Source organism: Alkalicoccus saliphilus (genome assembly GCF_003044065.1).
Lineage (GTDB): Bacteria > Bacillota > Bacilli > Bacillales > Salisediminibacteriaceae > Alkalicoccus > Alkalicoccus saliphilus.
Window position 1 is genome coordinate 46441 of record NZ_PZJJ01000015.1, and the last position, 20094, is coordinate 66534.

Sequence of the window (20094 nt, forward strand, 5' to 3'; positions counted from 1 at the left end):
ATTGTAACATGGAGAATTTCTCTCCGCATTTTACCAGAGGTGAAAATCGGAGAAAGATCCTGAAAGAAAATAATTGATGAGAAGCAGCAGAAAAGCTGCCGTATTCAAAAGGGCCAGGTTGTAGCCTCTCATGCCCGCGACACGGTACTGTACGAGAAAAGCCCCGTAAACAAGCAGTACCACAACTGAGCCGAGCACTTTCACGTCCAGCCACGGTATCGCTCCAACAGCGACCGATGCCCAGACAATACCGAGAACGAGCCCTGTAAAAAGCAGCGGCAGCCCGATCAGAGCGGCATAGTAGGAGTTTCGTTCCAGTGTGGACAGATTGCCGAGCTTTCCCATCCATGCCCCCCAGCGCTTTTTTTTCAGCAGTTTATGCTGGATGACATACATAACAGAAAAAGCGAATGAAACGGTAAAAGCCCCGTAGGAAAGCATCAGCAGCCCCACGTGGACGATAAGAAACTCTGTAATCAGTACGCTTGCAAGCTCTGACGAAACGTTATCCCCCGGTGCACTGAGACTCACAGAAAGCATAATAAAGCCGATCGCATTCAGAAGAAGCACGAAAGCATTCATTTTCACCCGCTGGTTTAAAAACAGGGAAACGGTCACAAGAATCCATGCGTAGACAAACATGCCTTCAAACGCCGTCATGATCGGCGGTCTCTCGAGTGTCACATAGCGCCAGATGAAAAGGGCAAGCTGCAGCCCCCAGACAATAGAAAGCAACCAGAAGGCCAATCGGTTGACCTTCTGGTTGTTCTGCATAAAATCGATAAAATAGCCGAGAACACTGATGGAATAGAGTATCAGGATCAGCAGGTAGAGCGTACTCATCGGATCAGCGTCCGTACCAGTTTTTCCTGTCTGGCAGCAAGCTCTGTTCTGCGCCGTTCTATACTCCATTCCCGCTCTGCTTTATTGATTTGAATATCGTGTGTAAGCGGGGAATCCGCCTCGTCCATGTAGGGATCGAGCCCGAACACTTTTGTCATGTACCCGAGAAGCTCTTCCGGATTCTCCTCTTCCGGAATTTCCTTAAGAGCTGTCACCGGATCACGGAGCATTTGGTTTATGATGCTTTTCATATGCTTGCGGATGAGTTTTTTCTCACGATCCGTCATACTGGAAAGCTTTCTTTCGAGGCTTTCCATCGTCTGTTCCTGCACCGCCGCCGCTTTTGAACGAAGTGCCGTAATGACCGGAACCACACCGAGCGTATCCAGCCACTGGCTGAACGATACAAGGGCTTCTTCAATCATCAGTTCGATGTTTTCTGCTTCCCGGCGTCTTTCTTCCAGGTTTGCATTCACGATGCCCTGAAGATCATCAATATCATATAAATACACGTTATCAAGCTCTGCCAGTTCCGGATCGAGGTCACGCGGCACGGCAATATCCACAAGGAAAAGTGGACGGCCTTTCCGTTTTTTCAGCTGCCGCCGGACGTCCTCTTTTCGCAGAACATAATCTTTGGATCCAGTGGAGCTGATAAGAATATCCGACGTTTCAAGAGACGTGTTGAGACGCTGTATATCCTCTGATTTCCCGGAAAACTTCGCGGCCAGTTCCTCTGCTTTTTCTTTCGTCCGGTTCATTACAGTAATATCGGACACACCGCTTGACGTAAGATGCTTTGCCGTCAGTTCACTCATTTTCCCGGCGCCCATGACGAGTACTTTTTTATCCTGAAAGCCTCCGAAAATCTGTTTTCCGAGTTCTACAGCAGCGTAGCTGACAGAAACGGCATTTTCACCGATCGCTGTTTCAGAATGGGCTCTTTTAGCGAGCGTCACTGCTTCTTTGAATAAGTGGTTGAATATTGTTCCTGTCGTTCCCTGTTCGCGGGCCATATCAAAACTCTGGCGTACCTGCCCGAGAATCTGCGTTTCGCCGAGCACCATGGAATCAAGACCGCAAGCGACACGGAAAAGATGCTCAATCGCATGCTCATCCTCACGCACCTGCAGGTAGTGGCTAAAGTCTTCTTTCGGCACGTCAAACCACTCCTGCAGAAACAGCTTCGTATAGTAGCGGCCGGTATGAAGCTGGTCGGCTACGATATAAAGCTCTGTCCTGTTGCAGGTGGACACCATGACACATTCCAGGATACTTTTTGACTGCCGCAGCCTGGAAAGCGCCTGCTCCATATCCTCCTGAAACGTAAATTTCTCTCGTATTTCAACAGGAGTTGATTTATAATTCAAACTGGTTACTAAAATATGCATGCTGCGGACACACCCCCTGAATTAAAGCCGTTATCTATTTTACACGATGGAGGAACATATGACAATCTCACATGTTCCTCCACTATTCTTTAAAAATCTTTCTACATTATAACATTTTTAATCTGAGAACGTCACATTTTCTGATTTTCTTTTTTTGAAGGATTTGTGACGGCCTGCTGCCGCTTCCGGCAGGGAAAGGAGTCATCGTTTATGAATGCAAATCAAGCTGTGGCCGGTATCAGTCTGCTCGCTGCCGGAGTATACATAATCATCAGCCTCACCGGCTTTGATGTTCCTTATGCACATATTATACTTCAATGGCCGACGATTCTGCTGGGGATAGGACTTGTCATGATGTGGCAGGCATTTACACGCCGGGATGACAGCAGCATGTTTTCCGGAGTTCTTCTGACGGGGCTCGGCCTGCTCTTCCACGGAGGCCACACGTTCCAGCTGTGGAGCTATGACTGGCCGTATTTTACACTGATAATCGGACTCGCTTTTCTTTTAAAACACAGTATCCAGAAGCGCGGCGGACTGGCAGCCGGTCTTATTCTGCTTATCATAACGGCTGCAGGAGTTTTCTCGTCCGTTCTTACTCCCATTTTTGAAGACCGGGCCTCCGGTCTTCAGTGGATTCTCCCGGTAGTGCTCGTTTTTGCCGGACTTTATTTTCTGCTTTCCGGCCGGACCGGAAAGCGGACAAAATGGAAAAAATCATTATGAACGCGCAAAGAGGCTGTCCCGGTGTGCCGGGACAGCCTCTTTGCTATTGATCAGGTCTTTTCTGTTAAAGCTCCGTGTAATTTTTGAAAGACGCCTGCGGAAGCGAAGTTTTTCTCCAGCCGTCAGCGAACATAGCTTAAGAAAAATGATTCCGGCTCACAAGAGTAAAGAATTGCCTGTCTATACGCAAATAAGTACGTTTTTACGTCAGTATTCTCTTTAGAAAAGCTTTAGTCGGCTCTTCCTGTGGATTTGCGAAAAGTTCTCTGGAAGGTCCCTGTTCCACAATACGTCCTTCGTGGATAAACATCGTGTAGTCCGCTACTTCCCGCGCAAAATTCATTTCGTGGGTGACGATAATCATCGTCATGCCCTCTTTCGCGAGCTGCTTCATCGTATCAAGTACTTCCCCGACAAGCTCAGGATCCAAGGCAGATGTCGGCTCATCAAACAGCATAACTTCCGGCTTCATTGCGAGAGCCCTGGCGATAGCCACTCTCTGCTGCTGACCGCCGGATAGACTCGATGGATACGCCCCTGCCTTATCGGCAAGCCCGACTTTCGCGAGCAGTTTCCGGCCTTCGTCTTCTGCTTCTTTTTTGTTCATACCGAGTACATACACAGGGGCTTCCGTCACATTCTCCAGCACCGTTTTATGCGGGAACAGATGAAAATGCTGGAACACCATCCCTACCCGGCGGCGCAGTTTGTTAATGCTGTGTGTTTTTGGCTCGATAGCTTCACCGCTGATTTCAATCGTTCCGCTGTCTTTTTCCTCCAGGAAGTTAAGACAGCGGAGCAGCGTGCTTTTTCCGGAACCGCTCGCTCCAATCAGGCAGACAACGTCTCCTTCCTGGACGGTAAGATCAATTCCTTTAAGTACCGGGACACCGTCGAACGATTTAAAAAGATTTTCCACACGGATTTTTTCCATCGGCATAAAATCCTTTCTCATTGGCTCTGTAAGAATGTGTGCCGGCACTTCTGACCGGCTGCTTCATTGCACGGCGTGCGCTAAAAACATTGTTAGTTAAATAATGCTTTCGTTACCGCGTTCCATGCCTTATCTTTTCCCTGTCCGGTTTCTGCGGAAAACATAATCAGCTTGTCGTCTTCGTGCATCTGCAGCTCTTTTCGGATAATGGCGGCGTGCTTATCCCATTTCCCTTTAGCTACTTTATCTGCTTTTGTGCCGATAACGATGACTTCCCGTTCATGGTGCTTCAGCCATTCATACATCATGACATCTTCCTTGCTCGGCTTGTGGCGCATATCGACGAGCTGTACGACAGCCTTCAGCTGCTCACGGTTCTGAAAATAGGATTCCAGAACGCGCCCCCATGCTTCCCGTTCTTTTTTGGACACTTTCGCATATCCGTAGCCTGGAACGTCCACGAAGTGGAACCGGTTGTTAATCCAGTAATAGTTGAGCGTCTGGGTTTTACCCGGCCGCTGGGACGTACGTGCCAGTCCTTTACGGGCGAGCAGGGTATTAATAAATGATGATTTGCCGACGTTTGAGCGCCCGGAAAGAGCAACTTCGGGGAACATCCCCGGAGGAAACTGCTCTTCCTTTGCGGCGCTGATCGTCAGCTCTGCACTCGTTATTTTCATTTCTCGTTCCTCACAATCGCATGCTTTAATACTTCATCCAGATGGGATACAGGAATAAACGTCAGGTCGCTCCGAACGCTTTCCGGAATATCCTCCAGGTCTTTTTCATTGTCTTTCGGCATAATAATGTGTGTCAGTCCGGCACGGTGTGCACTCATCGCTTTTTCTTTCAGACCCCCGATCGGAAGCACGCGGCCGCGGAGCGTAATTTCTCCGGTCATGCCTACTTCCTTTCGTACCGGCTGGTTCGTCAACGCTGAGATCAGCGCTGTCGCCATTGTAATACCGGCAGATGGTCCGTCTTTAGGTATAGCTCCTTCCGGAACATGGATGTGAATGTCATTTTTCCGGTTGAATTCCGCATCGATATTCAACTCTTTCGCTTTCGTGCGGATATAGCTGAAAGCAGCCTGTGCCGATTCTTTCATCACATCCCCGAGCTTCCCGGTAAGGGTGAGCTTGCCTTCTCCAGGAGAGAGGGCTACTTCGATTGTCAGTGTGTCTCCGCCGGCTTCCGTATAGGCAAGACCCGTTGCGGCACCGATCTGATTTTCAAGCTCTGCTTTTCCGTAGCGGAACCGCTTTTTACCGAGCATATCTTCCAGAGTTTTTTCGGTCAGAACGACCCGTTTTTTCTCGCCGGAAACGAGAAGCTTCGCCGCTTTCCGGCAGACGGTCGCCATCTGACGCTCCAGGTTACGAACTCCTGCTTCGCGCGTATAATGGCGGATAATGCTGAGAAGGGCTTCATCTCTTACCTGCAGCTCATTTTTTGTCAGGCCGTGCTCCTGAATTTGTTTTGGCAGGAGGTACCCTTTGGCAATCTCCATTTTTTCCACTTCGGTGTAGCCGGAAATATGAATCACTTCCATCCGGTCTTTTAAAGCAGGCGGAATAGCGGCAATATTATTGGCTGTCGTCACAAACATGACCTTGGATAAATCGTACGGCTCTTCAATGAAATGGTCACTGAATGTGTTGTTCTGCTCCGGATCAAGCACTTCCAGCAGTGCCGAAGAAGGATCCCCACGGAAATCATTAGCCATTTTGTCGATTTCATCAAGAAGGAAAACAGGATTGACCGTGCCTGCTTTTTTCATTCCTTGAATGACCCGTCCTGGCATGGCACCGACATACGTACGGCGATGACCGCGGATTTCTGCTTCATCACGTACGCCGCCGAGCGACATACGAACGAAGTTGCGTCCGAGCGAGCGGGCAATCGACCGGGCAAGTGAGGTTTTCCCGACACCCGGCGGTCCGGAAAGACAGAGAATCGGTCCTTTCAGCTTACGCGTCCGCTGCTGGACTGCAAGGTATTCAAGCACACGCTCTTTGACTTTTTCCAGTCCGTAATGATCTTCGTTTAAAATTTCCTCGGACCGGTGAATGTCGAGCATGTCTTCTGTTTCTTCTTTCCACGGCACCTGGGTAAGCCATTCGATATAGTTACGGATGACAGAGCTTTCCGCTGCATTCGGAGGCATTTTTTCGTAGCGTCCGAGTTCTTTGAATGCTTTTTCCTCTATCGCTTCCGGCATGTCCGCATCTTCGATTTTCTCCCGCAGTTCCTCGGCTTCGCCTTCCTTGCCGTCACGGTCGCCGAGTTCGCGCTGGATAGCTTTCATCTGCTCCCGCAGATAATATTCCTTCTGCGTACGTTCCATGGATTTTTTCACACGCTGGCCGATTTTTTTCTCCAGGCCGAGTACTTCCCGTTCATTGGAAATAATGCGGAGCATCAGCTTCAGTCTCTCTGAGAGATCCCGGGTTTCCAGTATTTCCTGTTTCTGTACTACTTTGAGTGGAAGATGGGAAGCTACAATATCTGCGAGTCTTCCCGGTTCACTGATATCCGCTACGGATGCAAACGTTTCCTGCGTAATTTTTTTCGATATTTTTGTGTATTCCTCGAACTGTTCCAGTACGCTCCGCATCATTGCCTGCTCTTCCACTGTGGCTTCCTGGCGCTCCTGGATCAGCTTGATATCGGCGGAGGCATAGTTGTCCCCGTCCTGCATACCCGTTACTTCCGCCCGCTCCAGTCCTTCGACCAGTACGCGGATGGTGCCGTTCGGAAGTTTGAGCATTTGTTTCACATTGGCAATTGTTCCAATTGTATAAAGGTCTTCTTCTTCCGGATCTTCTGTTCCTACTTCCTTTTGGGTGAGAAGAAAAATCCGGTTGTTATCGACCATCGCCTGCTCCAGCGCACTGACTGATTTTTTGCGTCCGACGTCCAGGTGCAGGACCATCGTCGGGTACACAAGCAGTCCGCGCAGCGGAAGCAGCGGAAGTTTTTCGGTTGTGCTGCTCATAATCTGGTACACCTCCATGTATTCACTTTCTTATGCTGTATATGTATTTATCCTTCTCTGACCAAAAGGAAACGCTTCTTTTTTCGTAAAAGAATAAATAACAAAAAGTCCTGATTTTGTTAAAACAAATTAAACGGTAAACGCCGGGATCCGGCAGTGACTTCATAAAAAAGGTGTGCTCCGCCAGGCGTCAGGCCGGAGAAAGGAACCCCTTTCTCCGGACCCGTCTCGCAGCGCCGGCTTAGCACACCTCATTTTATTGCAGTTTTACGCACTTTCTCTCGGCTCTTCAATTTCTCCGCCGTCTTTGTCGATAAGCGTCGGAGCTTTACTGTCACGGACCGTTTCATCCGTAATGATACATTTGGCAATATCATCGCGGGAAGGAAGGTCATACATAACATCAAGCATGAGTGATTCAATAATCGACCGGAGACCACGTGCTCCTGTTTTACGTTCAATGGCAAGCCGTGCTACTTCGCGCAGCGCATCATCTGTGAATTCAAGCTCAACCTCATCAAGCTCCAGCAGTTTTTTGTACTGCTTCACAAGCGCATTTTTAGGCGCCGTAAGAATTTCAATGAGCGCATCTTCGTCCAGATATTCAAGACTTGCGATTACAGGCATACGTCCGATAAATTCCGGGATCAGACCGTAACGCAGAAGATCTTCCGGGAGAATCTTGGAAAGATACTGGTGTTCCTCCAGGTGGGAAGTTTCCGTTTCCGAACCGAAACCGATCACCTTTTTACCAAGCCGGCGCTTAATGATCTGATCGATGCCGTCGAAGGCTCCACCGATAATAAACAGGACATTCGTAGTATCAATCTGGATAAACTCCTGATGCGGATGCTTTCTTCCACCCTGCGGCGGCACACTCGCTGTAGTTCCTTCAAGAATTTTAAGGAGTGCCTGCTGCACACCTTCCCCGGAAACATCACGGGTGATGGACGGGTTTTCGGATTTACGGGCTACTTTATCGATTTCATCGATATAAATAATGCCGCGTTCTGCTTTTTCCACGTCGTAGTCCGCTGCCTGAATCAGTTTGAGGAGAATATTTTCAACATCTTCCCCTACGTAACCGGCTTCCGTCAGTGACGTTGCGTCTGCGATAGCAAACGGGACGTTTAAAATACGTGCAAGTGTCTGCGCAAGAAGGGTTTTACCGCTTCCTGTAGGACCAATAAGACAAATGTTACTCTTTGCAAGCTCCACTTCGTCATTTTTGCTGCTTGCATTGATACGTTTATAGTGGTTGTAAACGGCCACGGAAAGCGTTTTTTTCGCTTTGTCCTGTCCGATAACGTACTCATTTAATATACCTCTGATTTCGTGTGGTGTCGGAATATCCTCAAGTTCCACTTCTTCTTCTGAACCGAGCTCCTCCTCCACAATCTCTGTGCAGAGTTCAATACACTCATCACATATATAGACACCTGGACCAGCCACCAGCTTACGAACCTGATCTTGTGTTTTACCGCAGAAAGAACATTTAAGCTGTCCTTTCTCCTCATTAAATTTAAACATCTGCTTTCACCCCTCTATTAAGTATTGAAACATAGGACCGGCGATTACTCAAAACATTTCACTTTTTATACGAAGGAAGGCTTCCCAGCCACTGCTCAACCCTTACTAAGGAGTGCAGCAAATATCCGGCCTGTCACGGAATATACATCAAGTAAAGTGTACCATAGTTTTATAAATCTTCCTATTATAAGAGACAGCCGTTCCTTCAGACTTTTCTAAGAATATTAAAGCGTACGGCCTTTGTCAAATGATTGCTTTATATGTACAAAACAAGGCACGAGAAGCTCGTGCCTTGCTGCTGTTTATTTTCATTATTTACTGGTCGGATGCTTCTGAGCTGGAAGCTTCTACTTCCTTGCTGTTCTCTACAAGGAAATCGATCGCTTTACGTACTTTAAGATCGTCTTTCAGCACGTCTGTACCACCCTGCATTGCGAGAAGCTGCTTGATTTCATCCACCGGACGCTGATACGTTTCGGCCATTTTTTCAAGCTCCTGATCCACATCTTCTTCTGTCGCTTCGATGCTTTCCTCATTGGAAATAGCTTCGAGCGTCATGTTCATGCGTACCCGCTTTTCAGCATCTTCTTTGAACTGCTCTTTCATGCCTTCCTCGTCCGTCTGAGCGAACTGGTAGTACATATCAAGAGACATTCCCTGAGACTGGAGACGCTGACCGAATTCCTGAAGCATACGGTCCACCTCTGTATCGACCATCGCCTGAGGCACATCGATAGAGGCATTTTCTGTAGCTTTTTCCACGAGCGTATCTTTCATGCTCATGTCAGCTTCCTGCTGTTTCTGGTCTTCCAGACGCTTTCGGACACCGCTTTTCAGGTCGTCAAACGTTTCATAGGAATCGTCTACGTCCTTCGCAAATTCATCGTCAAGTTCCGGAAGCTCTTTACGCTTCACATCGTGAACTTTTACTTTGAACGTTGCAGGCTTACCAGCAAGTTCTTCCGCGTGGTACTCTTCCGGGAATTCCACTTCTACTTCTGTTTCAGCTCCCGGCTTTGCACCGATCAGCTTTTCTTCAAACCCTGGAATGAACTGTCCGGAGCCGATTTCAAGCGAATGGTTTTCTGCCTGGCCGCCTTCGAATGCTTCGCCGTCAACGAAACCTTCGAAATCCATTACGACTGTGTCGCCTTCCTGTACTTCGCCGTCTTCTACAACGGAAAGCTCAGCATGTTCGTTCTGAAGGCGGGAGATTTCTTCATTCACTTCGTCTTCTGTTACTTCTGTTTCTGTCTTCTCTACTTCCAGACCTTTGTAGTCTCCAAGGTCCACTTCCGGCTTCACAGTTACTGTGGCGCGGAAAGTAAGCGGCTCACCTTTTGCCATGTCATCAAGATCGATTTCCGGCTGATCCACCGGGTCGATTCCTGCTTCTTCCACTGCTTCAGAGTAAGCTTCCGGAAGCAGAATATCCAGGGCATCCTGGAACAGGGCTTCTACACCGAAGCGCTGTTCAAAAATCGGACGCGGTACCTTTCCTTTGCGGAATCCAGGTACATTCACCTGTTTTACAACTTTTTGGAACGCCTTATCAAGCGCCTCGTCTACACGTTTACTGTCAACAGTGACAGTAAGAAGACCTGTGTTACCTTCTTGTTTTTCCCAATTTACTGACATAGGATATATTCCCTCCAACATTCATGTTCATTTTTTAACGTTACCTGGTGTTGACAACCACTCTATTATAACATAGGAGACAACCATTTCAACGATTTCCCTTTGATTCTTTGCCGGCCCCCGCACTGCAGTATTTGTAAGTTTTTTCGGTGAATTTATCCCCGTTTAAAAGCGGACTGTTAATAGTCGGGCACGACGGTGGACTCCATTTTCTGCAGGAGTTTTTCTGCTTCCTTCACATTCTGTGCCTCCACTTCGTACTGTTCAAACAATTCATCATCCGGTTCACTGAGAAGACGCTGTCCTGTGCGGTGAAGGGCACAGGCCCAGACATCTGCGTCCACTGGTTCAGGGGATTTCGGATATACGGCAAATAAAAAATGCCACCACATCTGACGCACCATGTCCAGCATCGTAGGATCCACCTGGTCCAGCTCTTTTTCCAGGCGCTCCAGCACTGCTTTTCCAAACTGTTCATGAAATACTTTTTCCAGGGAGGCAATATGTACGCTGTACTTTTCTCCAAACTTATGTACGGTGAACGTTTCTTCACAGCCGAGTTCCTTCAGAAGCTGCAGTACGTAACTTTTCAACACCGGATTGTTCTGCTCAGCAAGCAGAAATCTTCTGAAGGCTTCCTTTACGACCTTCAGATCATAGCGGCTTAGCTGCTGGATGGCTCCAAGCTGCTGATCCATGCTTCCTTCTTCGAGCTGCTCGATCAGCTCGGGACCCGGACGGGTAAGCTCAGGTTCTTCTATGTCCTCTTCTATTTCCTGTGATTCTCCTGTCATCTGCCGTGCAAACTGAAGCAGCTGATAAAACGATTCGGCCTTATCCGGCGGGAATTTATTTTCTTCCATTACCCCTTCGAGCATAAAAGCCACTTCTTCATAATCTCCAAGCTGGACGAGTATCGATATGTATACTTGAAGAATTTCGTAATAATCGCCGATTCCTTCATCGAGCATTGACCGGCAGTGTTCCTTTGCCTGCGGAAGGCGGTTCAGTTCTATACTCGTAATGACGAGTCCGTACCTTGCCTGGGCATGCTGGGGTTCCAGTTCGACTGTCTGTGTAAAGCACGACAGTGCATCGTAATATCTTTTTTCTTTCAGCGCACCCATCCCCCGCTCCACGAGACGGCTGATCAGTCCCGGAAACAAAATAACATTGTCGTCTCTCTTATGCTTTGTCATCCTTCCACCCCCTTTTTTAGTAGGCAAGCAATTAGGTTGTCCCTCTTTTTCAAAAAAGACAAGCAGTCCGGGTAGACGCCTATTATAGGACGTTCGACATTTTTCTTTACCCTCTCCCTTATATTGTAAACCTTTTCCTGCTTACTTTATAGGTTGTACTGCCTAATTTTCCTAGGAATATTGTGTATACTTGTGGATCTGTATAGTTTATAAAAATGGATCTTTCTACCAGCAGAGCTCTGCTTCGGATGGACGCTTTCCCGAGGGCTTGTCTTCAGCTGAATCCTCCGGGAGTCGCCATCCTTTACTGCGCTCCTGTTTAAACTGGAGGCATTAGGTTTTTAAAAACTAAGCTGTGTTAGATTTGGCTGACCGCAGAAGAAAACTCCGCTTCAACTCGGCCTGCCGTGGAGGAGATCTCCGGGTAGGCTTCGTCCTATCCTCCAACTTCCTTCTTCCATTGGCGTCCTCCGGTTTTCGCTTCATTTTTGTATCCGGCACAGTGAGAAGCCCTTAGCTTTCAGTAACGAAGTTTTATGTTTAAATAACAAGTACCAAAGGGCTTTTAAGATACTTCTGGAAAAAGTTTGAAAATCCTCCCAGATCCCAAGGAATCCAAAAGCTTTCTTCGCGGCGGGTTAAGAGAATCTTCTATATCCTGGAATATTAAACAACCTGCTTTTCCGTGCAAAGAAAGCTGCAGAAGACATGGGGGGAGCTCCAGGGCTATAAAGGACGAGCCCCGCTTCATCCGGCGGTCAGAGAAAGGAATCAGTTGAGGCCGGCCCGCTCGGAAAGCATTCCTCTTATCTATGTTTTATTTTCAAGCAGCCTGAATATAAGAAAAAAACCCTTGAATACCAAGGGTTTGAAAGTTAAATATAATGGCGTCCCAGGAGGGATTCGAACCCCCGACCGATGGCTTAGAAGGCCATTGCTCTATCCTGCTGAGCTACTGGGACGCGTAAAAAATATGTAGAGAAAGGAACTGCTTATAGAAAGCCTCGCCTTTCAGCGACAATACTTAATATAAACAATTCCTTCCTTTGTGTCAACCGTTTATTGAAAATGTTTTGGAGAGCTCTTCTACAGGCTCCCCTTTCATGTTCCGGAAAGAGATGTGCACTTCATCCTGATTTTTTTCCAGCAGGACGTACGTTCCTTCCGGATACTGACGCGGAAGGCGCATGCTGCCGGGGTTTATCAGCAGTGTTCCTTTTTCCTGAACGGCTGTCGGTGTATGGGTATGGCCGAAACAGACCACGTCCGCCTCTGATTCCTGTGCTTTATAGATCAGGTTCATTTCCGTCGTTTTGACATTGAGAAGATGACCATGGGCAGCAAAGAAGCGTATGCCTCCGAAATCTTCCACAGCTTCTTCCGGAAGTCCGTCATCCATATCACAGTTCCCACGGACGACAGTAGTGTTTTCGAACACCGGTGCGGAAGCATTCAATTCAGAATCTCCGCAGTGCAGTATTCCTTCGACTTCCTCTTTGTGGCGGTCAATGACTTCTTCCACTTCTTTTTCCCATCCGTGGCTGTCGCTCATAATGAGTACCTTCACATTCGAGTCCTCCCTTACTGATTCCAGTTACCCCACTCGTTCTCCAGCTTTTTGAGTGCGTTGGCACGGTGACTGATTTCATTCTTCTCTTCCCTGCTCAGCTCTGCCATAAAACAATTTTTTTCTTTGACGAAAAACAGCGGGTCGTATCCGAAACCGTGCTCACCGTGTTTTTCGGTACCGATTTCACCTTCTATCGTCCCGCGGACAGTTTTTGTACCTTTTTCCGGGTCGTACACAGCAAGTACAGAAACGAACCGCGCGCTGCGGTCGGCAATGCCGGTCATTTCTCTGATCAGCTTTTCATTGTTAGCTTCATCGCTCTTGGCTCCGCCTGCGTAGCGGGCGGAATATACACCCGGTGCCCCGTCCAGAGCGTCCACTTCGAGACCCGAATCGTCAGCAAGTACGGCAATGTTGAACTTACGTCCGATTTCCTCTGCTTTTTTGCGGGCATTCTCTTCAAATGTCGTACCGTCTTCTACGACGTCCACCGCTTCCGGCAGGTCCTGAAGCGACTTGACAGTAATATTTTTCGCTGCAAAAAACTCACGGAACTCTGCGATTTTCCCTTTGTTATTGGATGCGATAAAGATTTCAGTCTGCATGAGCGGTCTGAGCCTCTTTTTCTGTTTCTGCCAGCTTTTCTCCAAAGTCGCCGAGAATCTCCTTCTGCAGTTCAAACAGCTCTTCGATTCCGTTTTCCGCAAGGTCGAGCATTTTATTCAAGTCACGGCGGGAGAAAGTCGCTTCTTCCCCAGTTCCCTGCACTTCCACAAGGCGTCCTCCGCTTTTCATCACGACGTTCATGTCTACATCTGCAGACGAGTCTTCTTCGTAATCCAGATCAAGCAGTGCTTCTCCGTCGGCATCCATTCCGACAGAAAGCGCAGCGAGAAATCCAGTCAGTGGATTTTCCTTAATTTTTTCCTGCGTAAGAAGATCATCGACAGCCAGTCCGACGGCTACAAAAGCACCTGTGATCGCAGCTGTCCTCGTACCGCCGTCTGCCTGTATTACGTCGCAGTCGACCCAGATTGTCCGCTCGCCGATTTTTTCCAGATCTACAACAGAACGCAGTGCGCGTCCAATCAGCCGCTGAATTTCCATCGTGCGTCCTGCCACTTTTCCTTTGGATGATTCCCGGATATTCCGCTGGGACGTCGCCCTTGGAAGCATTGCATACTCAGCCGTAATCCATCCCTGACCTTTTCCTCTGAGAAACGGAGGAACCCGGTCTTCCACACTGGCTGAGCAGATGACTTTCGTATCTCCAAAAGAAATCAGCACGGATCCTTCCGGATGCTTTATATAACCCGGGATAATTTCCACTTCCCGCTTTCTGTATACTGGACGTTCATTAGTACGCATAACGTCGTCACTCTCCTTCTGTTTCCTATTCTATCAAAATGGCGTATTTTTGTCCTTCCCTATGATACGCCTATCGCATTGTATACTGCAACCGGACTTTCTGCACATAAAAAAGAAGCTGTCTCAAAAGGTTCATAGAGACAGCCTGAAAAGCACGAGTGGAGCCGGACCAAGGTGTTAAAACCCTGTCAGATCGGGACTTATCTGACAGGGTTTGGTCCGTGCGAAGCCGTGCTCCATCACTTATGGGACATCCCGCTTTTCTCATGTTCAAGCTGCAGTTCCTGTACCGGAAGTTTTTTTCCGAGCCACGAATCTGCAATACAGGCGAATGTTTTCACTGCCCCCGTAGTGTAAAAGCAGTGGGACGGTGCTCTTTCACCGCTGTACAGCAGCCCTTTGAAGTAAAGCAGGGAGCTGACTTCCCTTGCCGTTTCGTCCCCGGAAGCAATCACTTCAACCTCCGGCCCCATCACCCGGCTGACAACGGGAGCGAGCAGCGGATAATGAGTACATCCAAGAATGAGCGTATCCATATCGTACGAAAGCAGCGGTTCGAGCGCTTCCCTTACGACTTCCTCCACCGGATCACCGTCAAAAACGCCGGTTTCCACAAGAGGTACGAGCGTCGGACAGGCAAGGCTCACCACACGGACGCTGCTGTTAATACCGGTAAGCTCCCGGTAATACGCACCGCTGTGGATCGTTCCTTCTGTTCCGATTACGCCGACATGCTCATTGTCTGTCGCTTTAAGGGCAGCAACCGCTCCCGGGTGGATGACCCCAATGACGGGAATAGGCAGAGTGCCCTTCGCTTCTTCCAGTACGACAGCAGTAGCCGTGTTACATGCAATAACAAGCAGTTTAATATCTTTCGTCATTAAGTAACGGATTATTTCCCATGTATACGCCCTGACTTCTTCTTCCGGGCGCGGACCATACGGGCACCGGGCTGTATCTCCGACGTAAAGTATTTCTTCTTTCGGAAGCTGGCGCATCAGCTCAGATGCTACAGTCAGCCCCCCGACTCCGGAGTCAATAACACCGACCGGGCGCTCGTTTTTGTATGTTTCTTCGTTCACAATATACGTCCTCTTCCTGTGGTTAGAATGATTTCCAAGTTTCTGCGTCACGTTTCATTTCGTCAAATAAATGGTTCAGGCTGCTTTCCAGAAAATCAACATTCTCTGTTGTGAATCCTTGAAGCACATCCTGTAAATAAAGCTGACGCTGCTGAATAACTTCCTTGATGATTGTTTTTCCTTTATCAAGCAGATGAATACGCACAACCCGGCGGTCATTCGTATCTTTAACGCGCTCAACCAGCTCGTTTTTTTCCATACGGTCTATCAGATCTGTCGTCGTACTGCAGGCAAGGTGCATTTTGCCGGACAGTTCCCCTATAGTCATATCACCAAATTCGTGCAGCCACTGAAGAGCGATAAACTGCGGAGGTGTAATAGGAAATTCGTTTAATATTTCGCGCCCTTTTTGTTTCACAATATCAGCGATCATCCGGAGGGATTTCTCAATCGCTGCGACTTGTGCTGTTTCGACTTCAACAGCTTTCTCTTTATTTGCCATTGTCCTCTTCCTTTCCTAAAAACCGGGATAATACTATTCATTGTCCATGGTTTTTCAAAAAATATCAAGACCAGGAACAGAAAAAAACTGTATCTCTCTTCCCAGGAGATCTTAAATACCAGAATTCTGTGCGGCTTTTAAAGAATTAGCTATGTTCGCTGTTGACGGCTGGAGAAAACCTTCACTTCCAACCGGCCTGCCGTGGAGGAGATTTTCGGGTAGGCTTCGCCCTATCCTCCAATCTCCTTCTTCCACGGGCCGGTTTCCGCTACGTCTTTTCACAGTAAAAGAAAAGTGCTGCTTTTTATAAACGCTCCTCTTTTTTTAAAACCGAGGCCCGGGCAGAGACGCCTGCGGAAGCGCGCAGATCCTCCCGGATGAAAGGGACAGCCGCAGGCAACCTTCACTAACAACCCGGAGCTTTAACATAGCTAAAGAATTAAAAAAGAGCACGATGACAAATATGTCACCATGCTCTTCTGAAAAGGCCTCTGCTGGGCAGCGCTTTATAAAAACCGCTTTTCCACCATTTCCTGTACTTCTTCTGCTGTACTGTATGTCAGTGCTTCCTCTGCCGCTTTGGCTGCTTCTTCTTTGGAAAGCTGCAGCAGCTGGCTTCTTGCCGGAAGGACGGATGTCGCACTCATGCTGAATTCATCGAGTCCCAGTCCAAGAAGAAGAGGAATAGCGGTGCTGTCACCGGCCATCTCCCCGCACATGCCGGTCCATTTCCCTTCTTTATGGGAAGCGTCAATAACCATTTTGACAAGGCTGAGGATGGCCGGACTGTAAGGCTGGTACAAGTAGGAAACGCGCTCGTTCATACGGTCCGCTGCCATCGTGTACTGAATCAGATCGTTTGTGCCGATGCTGAAAAAGTCCACTTCTTTTGCAAACTGCGGAGCCATAACGGCCGTGGATGGAATTTCCACCATGATGCCGAGTTCGAGTTTGTCATTAACGTCTGTACCTTCTTTTTGAAGCTTCTGTTTTTCTTCTTCCAGGATCGCTTTTGCTTCGCGGAATTCCTGAAGCGTGGCGATCATCGGAAACATGATTTTCAGGTTTCCGTAAGCACTTGCACGGAGCAGCGCACGAAGCTGCGTACGGAACATGTCGTCCATTTCCAGACAGAGACGGATCGCCCGGAAGCCGAGAAATGGGTTCATTTCCTCCGGAAGATCAAGGTATGGAAGCTCTTTGTCGCCGCCGATATCCAGTGTACGGATAACAACCGGGCGGCCATCCAGTGATTCTACAACTTTTTTATAGGCTGTAAACTGCTCTTCCTCTGTAGGAAGCTCCTCACGGCCCATATACAAAAATTCTGTACGGTAAAGCCCGATGCCTTCGGCGCCATTGTTATGAACGCCTTCCAGATCATCCGGTGTTCCGATATTGGCGGCAAGCTCCACGTGAACTCCGTCTTTCGAAACAGACGGTTCATTCTTGAGCTTTGCCCATTCCTGCTTCTGCTTTTCAAACTCGTCGTACTTTCTGCGGTAGGCTGCCAGTTCGTCTTCCGAAGGCCCGATAATAACCGTGCCGGATATACCGTCAACGATAATCATTTCGTGCTGCTCCGTATCATTTGTTACTGATTTCGTACCGACAACAGCAGGAATTTCCAGAGAACGTGCCATGATCGCGGAATGGGAAGTGCGTCCGCCGATGTTTGTTACGAACCCTTTTACAAATTCCTTGTTCAATTGAGCCGTATCGGAAGGTGTCAGGTCTTCTCCGACTACTATGACTTCCTCTTTGATTTCTGCAAGAGAAACAATCGGCTTGCCGAGAAGATGAGCAAGCACACGCTTGGACACGTCCCGGATATCAGCAGCACGTTCTTTCATGTATTCGTTATCCATGCTTTCAAACATCATGATAAACTGGTCTGCCAGTTCATTCAGGGCAAAGGAGGCGTTTACCTTGTCGTCCTGTACTTTTTGACGGACGGCATCGACAAATTCCGGATCACTTAGTACGAGAAGGTGCGCCGAAAAAATTTCTGCGTGCTCATCGCCCATGTCCCGTCTCGTCTTTTCTTTAATATCCTCAAGCTCCGCCCGGGATTTTTCGAGCGCTGCGTCAAAGTTCTTAATTTCCTTCCCTGCATCTACATCGGTCTTTTTCTCTACAGTTAAGTCCGGTTCTTCGTAGCGGAAGGCTTTACCGATGGCGATTCCAGCGGAAGCTGCAATTCCCGTCAGCTGGCTGCTCATTATTCTGCAAGCCCCTGCTTCATAACTTCATCCAGAGCGCTGATCGCTTCTTCCTCGTCCGGACCTTCCGCTTTAATGGATACTTCTGATCCCTGGCCGACACCGAGGGACATAACTCCCATGATAGACTTCAGGTTCACAGACTTGCCTTTGTAGTTAAGTGTAATTTCTGACTCATACTGGCCCGCCTTATTTACAAGCTGAGTAGCCGGACGCGCGTGAATACCTGTTTCTGCTGTGATGTTATACGTTTTTTCTGCCATGATCAAACACTCCTTCAATTTGTGTAGTTTTCTTCTTTTGTCACTTTCCCGAAAGATGGGTAATTGTAACGCTCATATGCATTCTATCTTACAAATGAACGCCTCAGTAAGCAAGTTATCTATTAAAAAAAGCATGAGTAAACAGCAGTCTTTCCGTATTACATATAGAAATACGGAGGTTCTGCCTGTTCACTCATGCCTGATCGTGTCAGTAACACGTAAACTACGCTTGATTATTTACTTCAGCTTCAGCTGCTGCCGTGAGAAAAACCAGCATCAGCTGGATCAGATCCCTTTCACCGGCAGGGACACCTGTTGCTTTTTCCATCATTCGGATGACGTTACGGGATATATTATAGCACAGCGGATAAGTCTGCTTCAACAGCAAATACATCTCCCGGTCCGTTTCGGCATCCGGACTTTTTACCGGAAGCTCCGCCAGCTGTTTTAAGTGCTGGACGAGCCTCTGAAAAGCGGCTGACCTGCGCTCGAAAGTGTATCCGAATTTTTCTTCGGCATAATGGATGCAGCGCGTAATCAAATCCGGGGCATGCCGGTCCGGATGACCGATAGCACTTTGAATATGCAGCGTAATAAAGCCTATTTCTGCTTCCGGAAGCCGGACGCCTGTTTCTGATTCTATAAAAGTAATCACGTCTTCCGCAATATGGTACGTATCATAGTAAAGCCACTTCGTTTCCGTTAAAAAGGGATTCTGAATCTCCGTCCGGTCCCTCGTGCGCTGCAGTGCGAGCACAATATGCTGGGTGAGAGCGAACAGCGTCCGCTCATTCAGCCGGTGACCGATAGCTTCATGAATCTTCGAAATTGCCTCATGAATAAGCAGCATCGTTTCTTCCGATTCTTCGAGTGCAAGGCGGGAATACTGCTTTCGTTCCTGTTCGTTGACGAGCGCGTATACTTTATCGTAATCGACCGCCTTAAAATCAGCCCCGCTCTTCATACCGAATCCGATCCCCTTACCGATAAAAACAGCCTCTTCTCCATCCTCCCGGCTGCAGATGACGACATTATTGTTCAATACTTTATTTACCTTGAAGGTCCCTTCCATTTTTACTGCCTCCCGCTTTCTTCTCGTTACATCATAGCGGGTCATATTCTAGTCTGCAAGTATACGGCTGGCTGCCAGCTTTTCTTTGACCTGTTCCTCCCATGCCGAGGGTCTTCCGGTTTTTTTATTGATCTGTACAATTCTGCCGCGTCCGGTCATGCAGATATCCCCTTCTTCATTTTTCACCATGTAGTGCATATCGAGGGACGTGCGGCCGACATGTGACGTCTTCACACCTACCTGCAGTTTTTCACCGAATTTCACCTGGCGTATGTAGTCGCACTGCAGGTCTCCGGTAACTATCATGGTTTCCCCGGTGACCCAGCTTTTCATCATGCCGAGTTCCTCAAAATAATTGATCCTTGCCTGTTCATAGTAAATGAAGGCGACCGTATTATTTACGTGGCCGAAGGCATCTGTTTCCGAAAATCGGACTTTTACCGGATCAAAAAATTCAAACTCCTTTTCCCACGTTTCCATGTTTTCGATGTACGACGGTATTCCCATAATATAAAGCCTCCTCTTTTATTGTTCAGCTATGTTAAAGTTTGGTGTTGGCCTAAGAAAATTTTGCTTCTGTCCTGCCGCGGATAAGACCTCCGGCTGTCACTCTTCTATCAACCTGGAGCTTTAACAAAGTCTATTGTTTATTAATACCGGACATCCATTCCGAACTTCGAAACAGAACTAAAATGAATGACCATTCATAATATGCGTATAAAACAGGAGCTGCCCAAATAATACATTTGCGGCAGC

The 20094-nt window shown here is 48.1% G+C and carries 18 protein-coding genes and 1 tRNA gene; 1 reads left to right on the plus strand and 18 read right to left on the minus strand.

The genetic code is table 11. From position 1 onward, the window contains the following. Nucleotides 1-30 precede the first annotated feature (30 nt). On the minus strand, nucleotides 31-843 hold the full coding sequence (gene ccsA / locus C6Y45_RS10100; protein WP_107585107.1) for a cytochrome c biogenesis protein CcsA: 813 nt from the start codon (nucleotides 841-843) through the stop codon (nucleotides 31-33). Next, the gene (gene hemA / locus C6Y45_RS10105) at nucleotides 840-2234 is read right to left on the minus strand and encodes a glutamyl-tRNA reductase (protein WP_107585108.1); all 1395 of its coding nucleotides are present in this window, start codon (nucleotides 2232-2234) and stop codon (nucleotides 840-842) included. Before hemA ends, ccsA begins: the two co-directional genes overlap by 4 nt. A gap of 210 nt (nucleotides 2235-2444) precedes the next feature. On the opposite strand from hemA, the gene C6Y45_RS10110 reads away from it, so the two are divergent. Further along, nucleotides 2445-2960, plus strand: a complete 516-nt coding sequence (locus tag C6Y45_RS10110) for a LiaF transmembrane domain-containing protein (RefSeq protein WP_107585109.1) — start codon at nucleotides 2445-2447, stop codon at nucleotides 2958-2960. Nucleotides 2961-3162: 202 nt separating this feature from the next. On the opposite strand, the gene C6Y45_RS10115 is transcribed toward C6Y45_RS10110, so the two are convergent. The 16 genes from C6Y45_RS10115 to C6Y45_RS10190 form a co-directional block, all read right to left on the minus strand. Continuing rightward, the gene (locus tag C6Y45_RS10115; protein WP_107585132.1) at nucleotides 3163-3915 is read right to left on the minus strand and encodes an amino acid ABC transporter ATP-binding protein; all 753 of its coding nucleotides are present in this window, start codon (nucleotides 3913-3915) and stop codon (nucleotides 3163-3165) included. A 71-nt stretch (nucleotides 3916-3986) separates the two neighbouring features. Then, on the minus strand, nucleotides 3987-4574 hold the full coding sequence (gene yihA / locus C6Y45_RS10120; RefSeq protein ID WP_107585110.1) for a ribosome biogenesis GTP-binding protein YihA/YsxC: 588 nt from the start codon (nucleotides 4572-4574) through the stop codon (nucleotides 3987-3989). Continuing rightward, complete coding sequence (gene lon, locus C6Y45_RS10125) at nucleotides 4571-6892, minus strand: endopeptidase La (RefSeq protein WP_107585111.1); 2322 nt, start codon at nucleotides 6890-6892, stop codon at nucleotides 4571-4573. The genes yihA and lon overlap by 4 nt, the downstream gene beginning before the upstream one ends. Before the next feature lie 267 nt (nucleotides 6893-7159). Continuing rightward, on the minus strand, nucleotides 7160-8422 hold the full coding sequence (clpX, locus tag C6Y45_RS10130; RefSeq protein WP_107585112.1) for an ATP-dependent protease ATP-binding subunit ClpX: 1263 nt from the start codon (nucleotides 8420-8422) through the stop codon (nucleotides 7160-7162). A gap of 315 nt (nucleotides 8423-8737) precedes the next feature. Further along, entirely contained in the window at nucleotides 8738-10060 is a 1323-nt protein-coding gene (gene tig / locus C6Y45_RS10135) for a trigger factor (protein WP_107585113.1), read from the minus strand. Between the two features lie 179 nt (nucleotides 10061-10239). Further along, a complete protein-coding gene (locus C6Y45_RS10140) occupies nucleotides 10240-11259 on the minus strand; it encodes a tetratricopeptide repeat protein (protein WP_107585114.1) in 1020 nt (339 codons plus the stop codon). A gap of 885 nt (nucleotides 11260-12144) precedes the next feature. Beyond that, nucleotides 12145-12221 (minus strand) — tRNA-Arg (locus tag C6Y45_RS10145). 89 nt (nucleotides 12222-12310) lie between these two features. Then, nucleotides 12311-12826, minus strand: coding sequence for a metallophosphoesterase family protein (locus tag C6Y45_RS10150; protein WP_107585115.1), 516 nt, complete (start codon nucleotides 12824-12826; stop codon nucleotides 12311-12313). Between the two features lie 14 nt (nucleotides 12827-12840). Further along, a complete protein-coding gene (locus C6Y45_RS10155) occupies nucleotides 12841-13434 on the minus strand; it encodes an XTP/dITP diphosphatase (RefSeq protein ID WP_107585116.1) in 594 nt (197 codons plus the stop codon). Then, a complete protein-coding gene (gene rph, locus C6Y45_RS10160; protein WP_107585117.1) occupies nucleotides 13424-14197 on the minus strand; it encodes a ribonuclease PH in 774 nt (257 codons plus the stop codon). Before rph ends, C6Y45_RS10155 begins: the two co-directional genes overlap by 11 nt. A 239-nt stretch (nucleotides 14198-14436) precedes the next feature. After that, the gene (gene racE / locus C6Y45_RS10165; RefSeq protein WP_107585118.1) at nucleotides 14437-15279 is read right to left on the minus strand and encodes a glutamate racemase; all 843 of its coding nucleotides are present in this window, start codon (nucleotides 15277-15279) and stop codon (nucleotides 14437-14439) included. A gap of 22 nt (nucleotides 15280-15301) precedes the next feature. Next, nucleotides 15302-15781, minus strand: coding sequence for a MarR family winged helix-turn-helix transcriptional regulator (locus C6Y45_RS10170; RefSeq protein ID WP_107585119.1), 480 nt, complete (start codon nucleotides 15779-15781; stop codon nucleotides 15302-15304). Nucleotides 15782-16287: 506 nt separating this feature from the next. Then, nucleotides 16288-18003, minus strand: coding sequence for a phosphoenolpyruvate--protein phosphotransferase (ptsP, locus tag C6Y45_RS10175; RefSeq protein WP_107585120.1), 1716 nt, complete (start codon nucleotides 18001-18003; stop codon nucleotides 16288-16290). Next, nucleotides 18003-18266: a phosphocarrier protein HPr gene (locus C6Y45_RS10180; RefSeq protein WP_107585121.1), complete on the minus strand. Its 264-nt coding sequence runs from the start codon at nucleotides 18264-18266 to the stop codon at nucleotides 18003-18005. The genes ptsP and C6Y45_RS10180 overlap by 1 nt, the downstream gene beginning before the upstream one ends. Before the next feature lie 223 nt (nucleotides 18267-18489). Then, on the minus strand, nucleotides 18490-19383 hold the full coding sequence (locus C6Y45_RS10185) for a PRD domain-containing protein (RefSeq protein ID WP_107585122.1): 894 nt from the start codon (nucleotides 19381-19383) through the stop codon (nucleotides 18490-18492). A 3-nt stretch (nucleotides 19384-19386) separates the two neighbouring features. After that, on the minus strand, nucleotides 19387-19845 hold the full coding sequence (locus C6Y45_RS10190) for an acyl-CoA thioesterase (RefSeq protein ID WP_107585123.1): 459 nt from the start codon (nucleotides 19843-19845) through the stop codon (nucleotides 19387-19389). Between the last annotated feature and the right edge of the window lie 249 nt (nucleotides 19846-20094).